The 16,941-nt window shown below is 37.5% G+C and carries 17 protein-coding genes; all 17 read left to right on the plus strand.

Annotation, left to right across the window (positions count from 1 at the left end; all coding sequences use genetic code 11):
• The first annotated feature begins 8 nt into the window (after nucleotides 1-8).
• Nucleotides 9-2,075: a chemotaxis protein CheW gene (locus ABNX05_RS17430; RefSeq protein ID WP_349660871.1), complete on the plus strand. Its 2,067-nt coding sequence runs from the start codon at nucleotides 9-11 to the stop codon at nucleotides 2,073-2,075.
• Between the two features lie 27 nt (nucleotides 2,076-2,102).
• The gene (locus ABNX05_RS17435) at nucleotides 2,103-2,549 is read left to right on the plus strand and encodes a chemotaxis protein CheW (RefSeq protein ID WP_079560480.1); all 447 of its coding nucleotides are present in this window, start codon (nucleotides 2,103-2,105) and stop codon (nucleotides 2,547-2,549) included.
• Nucleotides 2,550-2,558: 9 nt separating this feature from the next.
• A complete protein-coding gene (locus tag ABNX05_RS17440) occupies nucleotides 2,559-3,191 on the plus strand; it encodes a chemotaxis protein CheC (RefSeq protein WP_349660872.1) in 633 nt (210 codons plus the stop codon).
• Nucleotides 3,192-3,194: 3 nt separating this feature from the next.
• Entirely contained in the window at nucleotides 3,195-3,698 is a 504-nt protein-coding gene (locus tag ABNX05_RS17445; RefSeq protein WP_349660913.1) for a chemotaxis protein CheD, read from the plus strand.
• The gene (locus ABNX05_RS17450) at nucleotides 3,698-4,072 is read left to right on the plus strand and encodes a hypothetical protein (protein WP_349660873.1); all 375 of its coding nucleotides are present in this window, start codon (nucleotides 3,698-3,700) and stop codon (nucleotides 4,070-4,072) included. The genes ABNX05_RS17445 and ABNX05_RS17450 overlap by 1 nt, the downstream gene beginning before the upstream one ends.
• Before the next feature lie 385 nt (nucleotides 4,073-4,457).
• Nucleotides 4,458-5,228, plus strand: coding sequence for a FliA/WhiG family RNA polymerase sigma factor (locus ABNX05_RS17455; protein ID WP_349660874.1), 771 nt, complete (start codon nucleotides 4,458-4,460; stop codon nucleotides 5,226-5,228).
• Between the two features lie 36 nt (nucleotides 5,229-5,264).
• Entirely contained in the window at nucleotides 5,265-5,573 is a 309-nt protein-coding gene (locus ABNX05_RS17460) for an RNA polymerase subunit sigma (RefSeq protein ID WP_349660875.1), read from the plus strand.
• 9 nt (nucleotides 5,574-5,582) lie between these two features.
• Nucleotides 5,583-6,173, plus strand: a complete 591-nt coding sequence (locus tag ABNX05_RS17465) for a hypothetical protein (RefSeq protein WP_349660876.1) — start codon at nucleotides 5,583-5,585, stop codon at nucleotides 6,171-6,173.
• A gap of 157 nt (nucleotides 6,174-6,330) precedes the next feature.
• A complete protein-coding gene (rpsB, locus tag ABNX05_RS17470; RefSeq protein WP_349660877.1) occupies nucleotides 6,331-7,050 on the plus strand; it encodes a 30S ribosomal protein S2 in 720 nt (239 codons plus the stop codon).
• 101 nt (nucleotides 7,051-7,151) lie between these two features.
• Entirely contained in the window at nucleotides 7,152-8,039 is an 888-nt protein-coding gene (gene tsf / locus ABNX05_RS17475) for a translation elongation factor Ts (RefSeq protein WP_349660878.1), read from the plus strand.
• A gap of 317 nt (nucleotides 8,040-8,356) precedes the next feature.
• Nucleotides 8,357-9,082, plus strand: coding sequence for a UMP kinase (gene pyrH, locus ABNX05_RS17480; RefSeq protein WP_249073104.1), 726 nt, complete (start codon nucleotides 8,357-8,359; stop codon nucleotides 9,080-9,082).
• On the plus strand, nucleotides 9,082-9,639 hold the full coding sequence (gene frr / locus ABNX05_RS17485; protein WP_053594236.1) for a ribosome recycling factor: 558 nt from the start codon (nucleotides 9,082-9,084) through the stop codon (nucleotides 9,637-9,639). The genes pyrH and frr overlap by 1 nt, the downstream gene beginning before the upstream one ends.
• A gap of 626 nt (nucleotides 9,640-10,265) precedes the next feature.
• A complete protein-coding gene (gene uppS, locus ABNX05_RS17490; protein ID WP_079560490.1) occupies nucleotides 10,266-11,060 on the plus strand; it encodes an undecaprenyl pyrophosphate synthase in 795 nt (264 codons plus the stop codon).
• Nucleotides 11,057-11,857, plus strand: coding sequence for a phosphatidate cytidylyltransferase (locus ABNX05_RS17495; protein WP_349660879.1), 801 nt, complete (start codon nucleotides 11,057-11,059; stop codon nucleotides 11,855-11,857). Before uppS ends, ABNX05_RS17495 begins: the two co-directional genes overlap by 4 nt.
• 166 nt (nucleotides 11,858-12,023) lie before the next feature.
• A complete protein-coding gene (gene dxr, locus ABNX05_RS17500) occupies nucleotides 12,024-13,169 on the plus strand; it encodes a 1-deoxy-D-xylulose-5-phosphate reductoisomerase (RefSeq protein WP_349660880.1) in 1,146 nt (381 codons plus the stop codon).
• A gap of 45 nt (nucleotides 13,170-13,214) precedes the next feature.
• On the plus strand, nucleotides 13,215-14,477 hold the full coding sequence (gene rseP, locus ABNX05_RS17505) for an RIP metalloprotease RseP (RefSeq protein ID WP_349660881.1): 1,263 nt from the start codon (nucleotides 13,215-13,217) through the stop codon (nucleotides 14,475-14,477).
• Nucleotides 14,478-14,640: 163 nt separating this feature from the next.
• Nucleotides 14,641-16,347: a proline--tRNA ligase gene (locus ABNX05_RS17510; protein WP_349660882.1), complete on the plus strand. Its 1,707-nt coding sequence runs from the start codon at nucleotides 14,641-14,643 to the stop codon at nucleotides 16,345-16,347.
• Nucleotides 16,348-16,941 lie beyond the last annotated feature (594 nt).

Here is a 16,941-nt window from a genome sequence, read left to right on the forward strand (position 1 = left end):
GTCCTCTTATGGAAGTCAATCAATATTTAGAGATGTTTATTGAAGAAAGTAAAGACCATTTACAAGCATGTAGTGAACATTTATTAGAACTAGAAAAAAATCCAGATGATTTGGCGATTGTCGGAGAAATATTCCGCTCTGCGCATACATTAAAGGGTATGTCTGCGACAATGGGCTTTGAAGATTTAGCGGATTTAACTCATAAAATGGAAAATGTATTGGATGCGATCCGAAACGAAAAAATCCATGTATCTCCTGAAATTTTAGATGTTGTTTTTGAGTCTGTAGACCATCTAGAAGAAATGGTGATGGATATTGCGAATGGCGGAGATGGAAAACGTGATGTATCTTCAACAGTTGCTCAATTAAAGCGTATTGAATTAGGTGAAGAAGCGATTCCTGAAGTGGTAGGAACTACTGAGACACCAACTACAGTTGTAGCAAGTACATTAGAGTATGACGGCTTTGAGCAAACAGTTATTTCACAATCTGCTGAGCAGGGTTTCAATGCATTTGAAATATCAGTGAAATTACGTGAGGACTGTCTTTTAAAAGCAGCACGAGTATTTATGGTGTTTGAGATTTTAGAAAAAGATGGGGAAGTTATTAAATCAAGTCCATCTGTAGAAAAGCTTGAAGACGAACAGTTCGATCAACAATTTTACGTAGCTTTTGTAACAAAAGAATCCGCTGAAGACATGCAGAAAAAGATTATGAAAGTTTCAGAAGTTGATGAAGTGATTGTCGCTGCTATTGATCCAAAACAACATAGTGAAAAAGAACAAGCGATTCAAGAAGTAGCAGCAACAGCAACGGTAGAAGTAGAAGCTAAACCTGCTACGGTTCCAGAAAAAAATAGTGCATCACCTAAACCTGCAACAGCAGCAGCTCCCGCTAAGGCTGATAAAAGCCATGCGCCTGTTGGTAATAAAACAATTCGTGTGAATATCGATCGACTTGATATATTAATGAATCTATTTGAAGAGCTAGTTATCGATCGAGGACGACTACAGTCTATTGCAACTGAGGTTAATCATGGAGAGTTAAATGAAACAGTAGAGCGCATGAGCCGTGTCATGGGTGATTTACAAACGATTATTTTAACGATGCGTATGGTTCCGGTTGAAACAGTATTCAATCGCTTCCCGAAAATGATTCGTCAGTTATCACGTGATCTAAACAAGAAAATTAACCTCGAAATTATTGGTGCTGAAACAGAGCTAGATCGTACAGTAATCGATGAAATTGGGGATCCTCTTGTTCATTTAATTCGTAACTCTGTTGACCACGGTATCGAAAATCCTACGACTCGCCTTGCAAAAGGTAAACCAGAAGAAGGAACAGTTGTATTGCGTGCTTATCATAGTGGTAACTATGTCTTCATTGAAATTGAAGATGATGGAGCAGGAATTAACCGTGAAAAAGTACTGGCGAAAGCCATTTCTAAAGGTATCGTTACACAAGAACAATCATATTCGATGTCAGATAAGCAAATTAATGAGCTTATTTTGGCTTCAGGGTTCTCAACAGCAGATGTTATTTCTGACGTATCAGGTCGAGGTGTTGGATTAGATGTTGTTAAAACAACAATCGAATCATTGGGTGGAAATATTTCGATTGAATCTACACAAGATGTAGGCTCAGTATTCTCGATTCAATTACCACTGACATTATCAATTATTTCTGTCATGTTAGTAGAAATCGAAAAAGAAATTTATGCAATTCCACTTTCATCAATTATTGAAACTTCAATTATCCGTTCATCAGAAATTATGAATGCACATAATCAAAAAGTAATCGATTTCCGTGGCAAAGTAGTACCACTAGTATTTTTAGAAGAAATCTTTGAGGTACCTCGCAAAGAACCACAGGGTGACGAATTCCATTCAGTGGTCATTGTTCGAAAAGGTGAGAAACTTGCTGGTTTAGTTGTGGATTCATTCATTGGCCAACAAGAAATTGTGCTGAAATCATTAGGGAATTACTTAACGAATATCTTTGCAATTTCAGGTGCAACAATTTTAGGTAACGGGAAAGTTGCCTTAATCGTGGATTGTAACGCACTTATTAAATAAGGTGAATGAATAAGAGAGGTGTAGACAATGACAAACGCAGTGGAACAAGAAAGTATTAAAGTAATTGTTTTTCAACTAGCAGATAAAGAATATGCGATTCCAGTGTCACATGTACAAGGGATTGAAAAACTAATGCATATTACACGTGTACCGAAAACGGAAAAATACGTAAAAGGTGTTATTAACCTACGCGGTGTCGTAACGCCAATTGTTGATTTACGTGAACGATTTGAATTACCGATCTCTGAGCATGAAGAAACAACACGCATCATCATTATTTCATTAGAAGATATGGAAGTAGGTTTCGTCGTTGACTCTGCAAATGATGTGTTAGACATCCCAGCTGACTCAATTGAACCACAGCCCGAAGTAGTAGGTTCACTGGAAGAAGAGTTTATTTCAGGAGTAGCCAAAATAGATAAACGATTATTAATTTTATTGCATTTAGAGAAAGTATTAAATCCACTAAAGTAGGGATCGATAATGACATATAATCAAAAGATTACATCACTACATTTAGACGTATTAAAGGAAATTGGTAATATAGGTGCTGCGCATGCTGCGACAGCACTTTCCAATTTGCTTGGTAAAAAAATTGATATGCGAGTACCAAAGGTTGAAATGGTATCCTTTAATGACATGATGGAGCTTGCAGGAGGATCTGAAAATGTCGTAGTAGGAATCTATTTACGCATTGAAGGTGATGCTGAAGGTAGTATGTTCTTTATCCTGCCAATTGAACAAGCAAATCGTTTTATCCGTCGTCTCATATTTGATGAATCATTCGACTTTAAAAAACGACCTGTTTCAGAGTTAGGGTTATCAGCTATGCAGGAAATGGGTAATATTTTATCCGGCTCTTATTTATCGGCATTATCTGACTTTACGAATTTAAAAATTTATCCAACTGTGCCAGGACTAAGTGTTGACATGTTTGGTGCTATTATTAGTATTGGTTTAATTGAATTATCACACGTTAGCGATAATGTTATCGTCATAAACACATCCATTTTTGAAGACGGTGTAGAAGATCAGGAAACAGTAAGAGGTCATTTCTTCTTATTACCAGATCCAGACTCATTTGATGCTATTTTTAAAGCATTAGGAGTTTTGTAGATGATGCTAAATAGTAGTGATGGCCAAGTTGTAAAAGTTGGAATTGCACAAATGGATGTAGTAAAGTTACCGAATACGATAAGAACATCAGGTCTTGGGTCTTGTGTAGGAGTTATTTTATATGATGAATCAAAAAAAATTGCTGGTTTAATACATGTGATGTTGCCGGATTCGAGTTTAGGTAGACAAGAGTCAATAAATGTGGCTAAATTTGCTGACACAGGCATTGCGGCAATGATTGACTTATTAAAGTTAGAAGGCGTTCAAAAATTCAAGCTAAAGGCAAAAATTGCGGGCGGTGCGCAAATGTTTCAATTCACTTCAGATAAGGACTCAATGCGCATCGGCCCACGTAATGTAGAAGCTGTAAAGCATGAGCTGAAGCGTCATGGAATTCGTTTAGTTGCCGAAGACACAGGCGGCAACAGTGGTAGAACAATTGAATTTAATCCTGCGACGTCGACATTACATATTCGAACGGTTAACCAAGGAGTGAGCGAAATATAATGTTCGGTTCTATTTTTTATAACCTATGGGGTGCGTTAATTGCCTTTTCTATCTATTTTTTTAGTACATTTCTAAAACCTTATACACCACTACGTATTATCGTAGGGTCATTTGTAGCGGGAATAATTATGTTTTTCGTCATGTATATTGTCAGATTTTTAATTGCTTACGTTTTATTCACACCTGAGGGCGATGAAGAACTCGTTGAAGGTGAGCATGAAGAAAACGAATCTGAGAATATAGAGGGAGAAAATCAAAAAACACCGACGGCTAATTCAACCGTAGAGTTTGAAGATGAGAACTCGGAAGAGATTGCTCAGGCTGTACGAACGATGATGAATCGTGAGGCGGATCAACAATTAAATAATGCTTAAAAAAGGAGTCGCAAGTAGCGGCTCTTTTTAGTTATCTTAATTCTTTTGCAAATTCTTATTTTATAGCTTAGGGTGTTTTATTTGAATATATCCGAACTAACATATACTGACACATAAATGTAAAGAATCTGTGATAGGATACGAGAAACAAATGAAATTATAGTCGATTCTTGTTATAATATAGGAAAGAATTAGATGGATTTTTATGTTAATGTCTAATAACTAGTTACGCTTTGTTGCTTATGCCGAGGCATAATGGATTTTCTTTCAACGATTGTTTACGAAGCGAAAGTGAAACGATAGCTAAAAATGTTTTTTGTATTGATATAAGACAGTGGCAAACAGGCGCATAAATAAATGCGTTTTTCTTAGAGAGGTGGATTACATGACACAACCAATTCTGAACGATGAACAAAAGCTGTGGAACCGCTGGATAAATGAACGTGATCCAGATGCAGGTGATTTGCTTATAAAAAAATATATTTCGCTAGTATCTTATCATGTACAACGCATTGGAGCGAGCTTACCAAAGAGTGTATCGCGAGACGATTTAATGAGCTTAGGTATGGTAGGTCTGTTTGATGCGTTGAATAAATTTGATATTAATAGAGACTTGAAATTTGATACATATGCTTCTTTTAGAGTAAGAGGTGCCATTATTGATGGTTTACGTAAAGAAGATTGGTTGCCACGGTCAGCACGTGAAAAGGCGAAAAAGTTAGATGTACAGATTGAGCAGTTAGAACAAAAATATATGCGTCATGTAACACCTGAGGAACTTGCGGAACATATGGCTTTACCTGTTGAGGAAGTTTACCAAACTGTACAGGAGCATTTCTTTTCAAATGTTCTTTCCATTAATGAGCAGCAAGATCAAGAGGAGGCTGATGGAAAGTCATTTGTTATTCGTGATGATACGACGAAGACACCTGAGCAAGCTGTCGTTAAGTCAGAACTGCTTGGGGATTTAGCGGAAAATATCCAAAAGCTCAATGATAAGGAGCAGCTAGTGCTTAGTTTATTTTATACGGAGGAATTAACATTAACAGAAATTGGAGAAATGCTTGAATTATCTACATCCCGCATTTCACAAATCCACTCTAAGGCGCTATTAAAGCTACGAAAATTATTAACTAATGAAATGATTAATGCATAATAATCCTTATATACATATCGTTGAAGGAGGGGTCTTATGAGTTTAAAAGGTGTCGAACTACAAATAGCTATTCCAAAAACATTTGAAGCAGGAAAAATGGCTGATCAGGCACAACAACAAACTTTGGCTCAGCAAGCACACGCAAATGAAGCGTTGAAAAAAGAAGTAGAACGCAAGCAAAAGGTTGTGAATACTTCAGAGGGTATGGATGGGATTAGTGAAGATGAAGAAGCAGGTGGAGAGTATATAAAAGGTACTCGAAAAAAGAAAAATAAGGATAACGAGAAGCGAGAAACGCAAGCGCAGCACCCGTTTAAAGGAAATTTCGTGGATTTTAGTGGATAGGAGTTTACTATGACAATCATACTAATTGCGGTTCTATTTATTTTACAGCTACTTTCATTTTATTTCCTTATCATATTAAATACGAAGCTAGCAAAATTTAAGGACTTAGAAAAAAAACAGGAGCGCTTAATGCGTGAAATGGATGACACTATCAGTGTTTATTTAGCTGAGATGAAAGATGAAAATGATCGCCTCATTCAAGAGCTGCAAAGAGCTTCAAAGTCTGGAACTCCAATGAATGCAGTGAAACAGGAAGAACAGATTGTGAGACAACAGGAACAGCCATCTTCTCTTATAAAGGAAGAAAGCACAGTAGACGGTTCTGTTAGTTTAGATCAGGAACCGCGCATTTATGTGCCCAAAAATATCGTAGCGAATGCTTATTCACGTCAGCAGCAAAGTGGAGCTAAAGCTGAAGCTAAGGTGGTACATTCGGCCCAACAACCAAGTGAGGCAACCGAAAAGGAAGAATCTAAGCCATTAACATTGGAACAACAAGCTATTGAATTAGCGAAACAAGGTAAAACATCCGAAGAAATTGCAAAACAGCTTCAAAAAGGAAAAACAGAAATCGAGCTTTTATTGAAATTTCATAACTAAAACAGTTGCTAATAGGATAAAGCTATGATATAGTTGCAAATGGTGTTATTAATACACACGCATTTTGATGTAGTAAGTGGTGCTCTAAGCTTAGGGTAGCTTGTTGCAAGTGATAAATGCGGAGGATAAAAACCAAACATACTAGGAGGAAATACACATGTCAGTAATTTCTATGAAACAATTACTTGAAGCTGGTGTACATTTCGGTCACCAAACTCGTCGTTGGAACCCAAAAATGAAGAAATATATCTTCGTTGAGCGTAACGGGATCTACATCATCGACTTACAAAAAACTGTTAAAAAATTAGAGGAAGCTTATGACTTCATGCGTCAAGTTGGTCAAGACGGTGGTAAAGTTCTTTTCGTTGGTACGAAAAAACAAGCACAAGAAGCGATCAAAGATGAAGCTGAACGTTCAGGCAACTACTACATCAACCAACGTTGGTTAGGTGGTACTCTTACAAACTTCGGTACTATTCAAAAACGTGTTGCACGTATGAAAGCAATCGAAAAAATGGAAGAAGATGGAACTTTTGAAGTTCTACCTAAAAAAGAAGTAATCCAACTTAAAAAAGAACACGAACGTCTAATCAAATTCTTAGGCGGTATCCGTGATATGCAAGCTCTTCCAGACGTAATGTTCGTTGTTGACCCACGCAAAGAACGTATTGCTGTTGCAGAAGCTATTAAATTAAACATCCCTCTAGTAGGTATTGTTGATACAAACTGTGATCCAGATGAAATCGACTACGTAATCCCTGCTAATGATGATGCTATTCGCGCTGTTAAACTTTTAACTGCTAAAATGGCTGACGCTTTAATCGAGTCAAAACAAGGTGAAGAAGAAGCTCCAGCTGTAGAAGCTGCTGCTGAGTAATTCACGTTTAGAAAAAGGTGATAAGTGGCTCAAAACCCTTATCACCTTTTTTAGAACCTATCACTAAAATTTGTATAACCAATTTGAGGAGGAAACACTAAATGGCAAACATTACTGCACAATTAGTAAAAGAATTACGCGAAAAAACTGGCGCTGGAATGATGGATTGTAAAAAAGCGTTAGTACAAACTGATGGCGATTTAGATGCTGCGATCGATTTCCTACGTGAAAAAGGTCTTTCTTCAGCTGCTAAAAAAGCTGACCGTATCGCTGCAGAAGGTACAACTTACATTTTAGAAAATGGTAACGAAGCAATCATCCTAGAAGTAAATGCAGAAACTGACTTCGTTTCTAAAAACGATAAATTCCAAGTATTAGTTGCTTCATTAGCTGAACAATTACTTGCTGCTAAACCTGCAACAGTTGAAGCTGCATTAGAGCTTACAAATGCTGAAGGTGTAAAAGTTGTTGACCAAATTTCATCTGCAATTGCAACAATTGGTGAAAAGATCACTCTTCGTCGTTTCGAAGTAAAAACAAAAACTGATGCAGATGCATTCGGTTCTTACCTACACATGGGCGGCCGTATTGGTGTATTAGTAACTTTAGAAGGCTCTACAGATGCTGCTGCTGCAAAAGATGTTGCTATGCACATCGCAGCAATCAACCCAACTTATGTTTCTCGCGATGAAGTTTCTGCAGAAGAAGTTGAACGTGAGCGTAAAGTATTAACTGAACAAGCTCTTAACGAAGGTAAACCAGAAAACATCGTAGCAAAAATGGTTGAAGGTCGTCTTGGCAAATACTTCGAAGATGTTTGTTTACTTGACCAAACATTCGTTAAAAACTCAGATCAAAAAGTACGTGATTTCGTTGCTTCAACTGGCGGTTCAGTAAACGGCTTCGTACGTTATGCTGTTGGTGAAGGTATCGAAAAACGTGAAGACAACTTCGCTGAAGAAGTAATGAGCCAAGTTAAAGGTAACTAATTTAGCTTGCATTTGATCCTAATCAAATAATATCTAGATTTTCTAGACAAAAAATGGGGAACACAACATAGCGTGTTCCCTATTTTTCCGAAATTAGCGAAAAAAAAGATATAATTGGCTCATCGCCAAAAGTTGCGGATAACATTTGTTAAATCGTATGCTATGTATATAAGTTGGAACGGAAATCAACCAACTTTATGGTAATAAGCCATATAATTTTCTATTTTGCCTTATTCATAACTAGAAATTATTGTTATTTATACTATAATAGAAAAGGGAATAGAGATGTTTTAAATAAAGTCTGACGGAGGTTTACAATGAGTGTGCCACAATATAAACGAGTAGTTATTAAATTAAGTGGTGAAGCGTTAGCTGGAGAAGCGGGCTTCGGTTTATCACCAAAAATAATCAAGGCTGTTGCAGAAGAAGTAAAAGAAGTAGTAGATCTTGATGTAGAAGTTGCTGTTGTTGTAGGTGGCGGTAATATATGGCGTGGAAAAATCGGTAGCGAAATGGGAATGGATCGTGCAGCAGCTGACTATATGGGTATGTTAGCAACGGTTATGAACTCTTTAGCGTTACAAGATGCACTGGAGAAATTAGGAATTGAAACACGTGTACAATCTTCAATTGTAATGACACAAGTAGCAGAGCCATATATTCGCCGTAAAGCAGTTCGTCATCTAGAGAAAAAACGTGTAGTAATTTTTGCAGCAGGTACAGGTAACCCATTCTTCTCTACGGATACTACAGCTGCATTACGAGCTGCTGAAATCGACGCAGATGCGATTTTAATGGCGAAAAATAATGTAGATGGTGTTTATTCTGCAGATCCGAAAGTAGATGCAACTGCCGTTAAATATGATACACTCACATACTTAGACGTTATTCAACAGGGCTTACAAGTAATGGATTCAACAGCTTCTACTCTATGTATGGATAACGATATTCCGTTAATTGTCTTCTCAATTACAGAACCAGGTAATATTAAACGTGCCGTACAAGGCGAGAAAATTGGAACAGTTGTTAGGAGGAACGCATAATGGCTAAACAAGTATTAGAACAAGCTAAAGAAAAAATGAATAAAACAATTGCCGCTTTTTCACGTGAACTAGCTTCAATCCGTGCAGGGCGTGCAAATGCTTCACTATTAGATCGCATTACGGTTGATTATTATGGTGCACCAACACCGATTAATCAGCTTGGAGGTGTATCGGTACCAGAAGCGCGCTTATTAGTTATTACACCTTACGATAAAACAATCTTAGGTGAAATCGAAAAAGCAATCATGAAATCAGATATTGGTATTACACCAACAAATGATGGATCTGTTATTCGTTTAATGATACCGGCTTTAACAGAAGAGCGTCGTAAAGATCTTGTGAAGCAAGTGAAAAAAGAAGCAGAAGATGCAAAAATTGCTGTACGTAATGTTCGTCGCGATGCTAATGATGATCTGAAAAAACTTGAAAAAGCTGGCGAAATCACAGAAGATGGTCTACGTGGCTACGGTGAAGATATTCAAAAATTAACAGATGAATTCATTGTTAAAGTAGATCAAGTAACGAAAGAAAAAGAAAAAGAAATTTTAGACGTGTAAGCATAATTTTGCTTTGCACATCTATGATGGAACTTTTTGATGAGATGAAGGCGTCCTATACATATCAGGACGTCTTTTCTCTTTACTTTTAAATGATTATGTAAAAGGTTCAGTAAAGTCTTATACATTAACTTTTAATTGTTTTAGAGAAATACCTTTCATCTATTTTTTCTTTCTTTTAAGATTAAGAAGAACTGTTTTTTACGTGAAGAGAAAAACATTATTGAGGAATGAACGAAATAAGGGAAATAGCTCTTAATAATCTTAATAATCATACTTGAGTGGGCGTGATAAAAGTTTTCTAGCCTATCTTTATAAAGGAATCATCAACCTAAAGTTGGGGATGACATTTTGTTAAAACGTATGTCATGAGGATAAGTTGATTCGAGTTAAGACTGGACGCCCCTAGGAAGCTCTGCTCTGCGCGAAAGCGAAGCGTCAGCGGAAAAGCGCCCGGTCGGAACGGAAATCAACCCCACGTTTCGGAGATCATCCTAAAATGTGTGTAGTTCTAAAATAAGATAGTTCATACATAGTCAATTTAGAGGGGAAAAAAAGACAAAAAGCGCTTTTGTTTGTTATGATAGGTTAGTATACGTCCGATTAGTTGTAGTGGGGGAGTTAGCATGTTTAAAAAGCTATTAGGTAAACAAATAAATATGGATTCACAATCATTGGAGGAACGTGTTGCCCTTGCTAAAAACGAGCCGATTCCTGCCCATGTAGCGATTATTATGGACGGAAATGGACGTTGGGCTAAGAAACGTGCTATGCCACGTGTTGCTGGGCACCACGAAGGTATGAAGACAGTCCGAAAGGTAACTAGATTTGCATCCGATTTAGGAATTAAAGTTTTAACGGTATATGCGTTCTCTACAGAAAATTGGAAGCGACCAAAACCGGAGGTCGATTTTCTAATGCGTTTACCTGTAGAATTTTTAGGTTCCTTTTTACCTGAAATGATGGAGCGTAATGTACGTGTTGAAATGATTGGGGATCCATCTTTATTACCTGCACATACGCAAAAAGCGTTGTATGAGGCGATGGAGGAAACGAAACATAATACAGGATTAATATTAAATTTTGCTCTGAATTATGGAAGTCGTTCCGAAATGGTTAGCGCCATGAGAACAATGCTTCAAAAGGTGCAGGATGGTCAATTAACGATGCAAGAAATAACAGAAGAATGTTTGACATCTCATTTAATGACGGCTCATCTGCCGGAGCCAGATTTATTAATTCGAACAAGCGGTGAAGTACGCTTAAGCAACTTTATGTTATGGCAGCTCGCCTATACAGAATTTTGGTTTACAAATACATTGTGGCCAGATTTTAGCGAGGAAAACTTACTGGAAGCGGTGGAAAACTACCAGAAACGTAATCGCCGTTACGGTGGGTTGAAGGGAGAAGGAACAACTTGAAACAACGAATTATCACAGCAATAATTGCAGCAGCGCTATTTATTCCATTTGTTATTTATGGAGAAGTGCCATTTACAATTCTTGTGCTTGCAATGGCTGTTGTTGGCTTTTATGAAATATTAAAAATGAAAGGTATTTCAATTTTTTCAGTGCCTGGTTTTTTAGGGCTACTAACATTAATACTCCTTGTTATACCAAAGGACTGGTCAAGTAAAGTAGTAGAAGCAATTGGCTATTCCTCTGATTTAATGGTTGTGTATGGTCTAATGATGCTATTGCTCATTTACGTAGTCCTTGTGAAAAATAAAATTACATTCGATGAAGTTGCATTTATTTTATTAGGTGCGTTTTATGTCGGATTAGGTTTCCATTACTTAATTGAAACACGAAGCTATGGTCTAGAGTTTGTCGTATATTGTTTACTAGTAGTTTGGACAACTGACTCAGGTGCATATTTTGTTGGAAGAAAATTAGGTAAAAATAAGCTTTGGCCAGAAATTTCCCCGAAGAAAACTGTGGAAGGTTTTGTAGGTGGCATTGTCATTGCTGTAATCTTTGCTGTCGCGATGCAAGCAATTTATCCATTTGCAAATGGTGGTTATGTCTTACTTATTTTCATCACAATCATTGCGTCAATTATTGGGCAAATGGGCGATTTAGTGGAATCTGCTATAAAGCGAAATTTTGACGTAAAGGATTCAGGAAATATTTTACCTGGGCATGGCGGTATTTTAGACCGCTTTGATAGTCTGCTATTCGTCGTGCCTTTACTACATTTTTTACATGTTTTTTGGTAACTAAAAACAATAGGTGCTCATCGGACGCCTTTAAAAAGCGCCCAGTCGAAACCGATATCAACTCTACGATCTGACGATGAGCCATAATAATAGCATTTTACTCTAAACAGAGAGGTAATAATCGTGCTATATCATTTGCTGAGATAGAAAAAGGGGACAATTTGTCGTGAAAAAAATTAGTTTACTTGGTGCAACTGGTTCAATCGGTTGGCAAACCTATGATATTTTAAAAGAACAACGCGATGCCTTTCATTTAGTAGCGTTTTCTTCAGGAAAAAATATCGAAAAAACGCGTGAAATGATTGAAACTTTAAAGCCAGAGCTTGTATCTGTTCAATTAGAAGAAGATGCAGTTATGCTCGCTAAAGAATATCCACAAGTACAGTTTACGTTTGGTGCAAAAGGGCTTGTAGAGGTTGCTACACATCCTGATTCAGCGGTGCTTGTAAACGCGGTTCTTGGAAGCGTTGGACTAGAATCGACATTAGCTGCAATTCGCATGGGCAAAACAATTGCCATTGCCAATAAAGAAACGCTTGTAACCGCTGGACATTTAGTAATGGCAGAGGCCAAGAAATATAATGCAACAATTTTACCAGTAGATAGTGAGCATTCTGCGATTTTCCAATCAATGAATGGTGAGAATCCGAAAAATATTGAACGATTAATTATTACAGCTTCTGGAGGTAGCTTCCGTGACAAAACACGCGAGGAATTGAAGCATGTTACGGTTGCAGATGCATTAAACCACCCGAATTGGTCAATGGGTGCAAAAATTACGATTGATTCAGCTACAATGATGAATAAAGGACTAGAAGTTATTGAAGCACATGTCTTATTTGATATGCCCTATGATAAAATAGATGTACTTTTGCATAGAGAAAGTATTATTCACTCCCTAGTTGAGTATCATGATACTAGTGTCATTGCACAGCTAGGTACGCCGGACATGCGTGTACCTATCCAATATGCATTAAGCTATCCAGATCGTATGCCACTGCATAACGGACAACGACTTAATTTAGCACAAATTGGTCAACTTCATTTTAAAGAAATGGATTTTGAACGTTATCCAGCATTACGTCTAGCATATGAGGCTGGGCGCACAGGTGGTACAATTTTAACAGCGATGAACGCAGCGAATGAAGCGGCAGTTGCAGCATTTTTACAAGGGAAAATAACATTCCTTGAAATTGATGAAACGATTGAGCGTGTAATGCAAGCACATAACAATATAGTAGTACCAGATTTGCAAACGATTTTGCATGTAGACAGTGAAACAAGAAAAACAGTGTTAAACATGGTAAAATAAAGAGAGAAGATATCGTTAACTATTCGCTTTTAAAGGTGGGGTATTATGCAAACAGCTATTGCATTTATTTTAATATTTGGCCTACTTGTATTCTTTCATGAATTTGGTCACTTCTTGTTTGCGAAACGAGCAGGCATTATGGTTCGAGAATTTGCAATCGGTATGGGACCAAAAATTTATGGGAAAACACATGGTGAAACAATCTATACAATACGTTTATTGCCAATTGGTGGTTACGTTCGTATGGCTGGTGAGGACATGGATGGTACCGAACTACAGCCGGGTTACCGAGTAGGGCTTATTGTAGATGAAGAGAATGTTGTAAAGAAAATAATCTTTAATCAAAATAATAAGCAACTACCAGATTTATTATTTTTAGAAGTTGAGCGTGCCGATTTAGAAAATGAATTATTTGTAGAAGGCTATGATGAAGAAGAAAAATTAGTTCGTTATAATGTTGCAAGAGATTGTATGCTTGTAGAAAACGGTAAAGAAACGTTAATCGCACCATATGATCGTCAATTTAACGCTAAAACAGTCGGTCAACGTGCTATGACAATCTTTGCTGGTCCGTTATTTAACTTTATATTAGCTTTTTTTATTTATTTGCTAATTGGATTAATTAATGGTGTGCCTACGTATGAGCCAATCATAACAGAAGTTGTGGAAAATGATCCAGCTGCACAGGCAGGCATGCTTGCAGGTGATAAAGTAGTTGACATTGGCGGACAAGCAGTTGAAAAATGGCAAGATTTAGCTGCCATTGTACAAGATCATCCAGGCGAAAATATTAATGTTACGGTTGAACGAGATGGTCAGCGAGTTAACCTAAATATGAAGGTTAAAGAAGTAGAACAAAATGGCGAAAAATATGGTCAAATAGGGGTTAAGTATGAGAGCCCACGTGAATTTAATCCGTTAAAAGCTGTTGTTTATGGCGCTCAAGAAACGTATACTATGACTGCTCGAATATTTGAATTGCTTGGTATGTTAATTACCGGTAAATTCACTATAGATGCGTTATCAGGTCCAGTAGGCATTTATAAAGCGACAGAGCAAGTAGCTCAATATGGATTCATCAATTTAATGAATTGGGCTGCAATGTTAAGTATTAACCTTGGTATTATGAATTTATTACCGCTTCCAGCACTTGACGGTGGTCGTCTATTGTTCTTCGGCTTCGAAGCAGTAAGAGGTAAACCAATCGATCGTCAAAAAGAGGGTCTTGTGCATTTTGTAGGTATCGTACTATTGATGATCTTAATGGTTGTTGTTACATGGAACGATATACAAAGATTTTTCTTTTAACTAAATGAAGTTAAGCTTTTCAAGTAAAACATTATTTAGAGGAAAAATTGATTGGAAAAACATAGCTTTGAGCGCAATTTTTTTGAAACATTGCGTTCAAAGCTAAATTTGTTTATGCTAATTAGAGTATAAAACTTATTTATTAAAAAAGGTGGAACACTGAATGAAGCAAAGTAAAACATTTATCCCAACGCTACGTGAAGTACCTGCTGATGCAGAGGTAAAATCACATAAGCAATTACTGCGTGCAGGGTTTATTCGTCAAAATACAAGTGGGGTATACTCGTATTTACCGCTTGCAAAACGTGTGTTAACAAAAATAGAAAATATTGTTCGTGAAGAGATGGAAGCAATCAATTCAATTGAACTTTTAATGCCTTCATTACAATCTGCTGAACTATGGCAGGAGTCAGGCCGCTGGGAAAAATATGGTCCAGAATTAATGCGTTTAAAGGATCGTCATAATCGTGATTTCGCATTAGGGCCAACACATGAAGAAGTGATTACAACTTTAGTACGTGATGAAATTAAATCATATAAAAAATTACCGTTAACACTTTATCAAATTCAAACTAAATTCCGTGATGAAAAGCGTCCTCGCTTTGGTTTACTACGAGGCAGAGAGTTTATTATGAAAGATGCGTATTCTTTCCATGCATCGCGTGAAAGTTTAGATGAAACATATGATGATATGTATCGTGCCTATTCAAATATTTTCTCTCGTCTTGGTTTAAACTATCGTGCAGTTATTGCAGATGCAGGCTCAATTGGTGGGAAAGGTACACATGAATTTATGGTGCTTTCTGAAATTGGGGAAGATACAATTGCATACTCTGATACATCTGACTATGCTGCGAACATTGAAATGGCAGAAGTTCTTGTAGACTCTCAACCATCAGATGCAGCATTAAAAGACCTTGAAAAAGTGGCAACACCAGATCAAAAAACGATCGAAGAAGTATCAGCTTTCTTAAATATTGACTCTTCAAATGTCATCAAGTCATTAGTATTTGACGTAGATGGTGAATTAGTTGTTGTTCTTGCTCGTGGAGATCACGAAATTAATGATATTAAACTGAAAAATGCACTTGATGCTGGTTCTGTTGAACTTGCTAGTGAAGAGGCAATCCGCGAATTATTAGGCTGTGGAGTTGGTTCAATCGGTCCTGTTAAATTACCAGTAGACGTAAAAGTAGTAGCTGACAATGCTATTAAATCGATTCGTAACGGTGTAGCCGGTGCAAATGAGGATGGGTTCCATTTAGTAAATGTAAATCCAGAGCGTGATTTTGCAGTGAATGAATACTTAGATATTCGTTTTATTCAAGAGGGTGATCCATCTCCAGATGGACAAGGTATTATCAAATTTGCAGAAGGTATCGAGGTTGGTCATATTTTCAAATTAGGAACAACTTACTCTGAAAAAATGAATGGTACATTCTTAGACGAGCAAGGTAAGGCACAGCCATTTATTATGGGATGCTATGGTATTGGAGTATCACGTATTTTAGCTGCTGTTGCAGAGCATTTCCAAGATGAAAATGGTTTTGTTTGGCCAACACAATTAGCTCCTTATGATATTCATGTTGTACCTGTTAATACAAAAGATGAATCACAAGTTGCCTTAGCTGATGAGCTATACGGTTTATTGAAATCATACCGTTATGATGTGCTATTAGATGATCGTGCAGAGCGTGCAGGGGTTAAATTCGCAGATGCTGATTTAATTGGCTTACCTGTCCGTGTAACTGTAGGTAAAAAAGCAACTGAAGGTATTGTTGAGGTTAAATTCCGTCAAACAGGTGAAACGTTCGAATGGAAAAAAGAAGAGGTCATTGATCGCTTGAATGAATTTTTCCGCAAACATTAACTCCTTTCAGCGAAGTCACCCACCTCTATGTTGGTGAGATGAATGCGGGTTTAAGCTACTTTTCAGTGGATATCAAAACGCTCGCTGAAATAGAGAAACTTAGTCTAAGAGCGCCACGTCCTGTGGCAACGACTGAGTGACCAACATCGTGGTTGGCCCAAAGCCTCCGGCGGATGTCACGGAATCGGAAATGAGTTCTTAGGGGATGTTAGCCTGAAATCATCGCATCCGTGCGATAACGGCTAACTGACCTGCATCGGTAAAAACGCCACGTCCTGTGGCATTACCGAAATGACCGACATCGTGTCGGCTCTCACGCAGGCCTAAGCACAAAGCCGATTCCGGACGCAATTATGCCGAGGCAACATTGATTTTTAAGAAGGACCTCTGTCCCAAAGGTATTAAATAGATAAAAAATTCGCGCCACTTCTCGGGGACAGCGAGCCAAGCATGAATTCATAGATGTTTAGGATTTGTGAGGCTTGACGGTCGCCCGTGGAAAGGGTGCGAATTTTTTTCCGTCTAAGCTTAAGCGCTACATCCTCGAGGTCGCTTCGATCCCTCGGGCAAAAGTAGGTAGATCGCTTACTTTTG

The sequence above is a fragment of the Lysinibacillus zambalensis genome, from assembly GCF_040183165.1.
Lineage (GTDB): Bacteria > Bacillota > Bacilli > Bacillales_A > Planococcaceae > Lysinibacillus > Lysinibacillus zambalensis.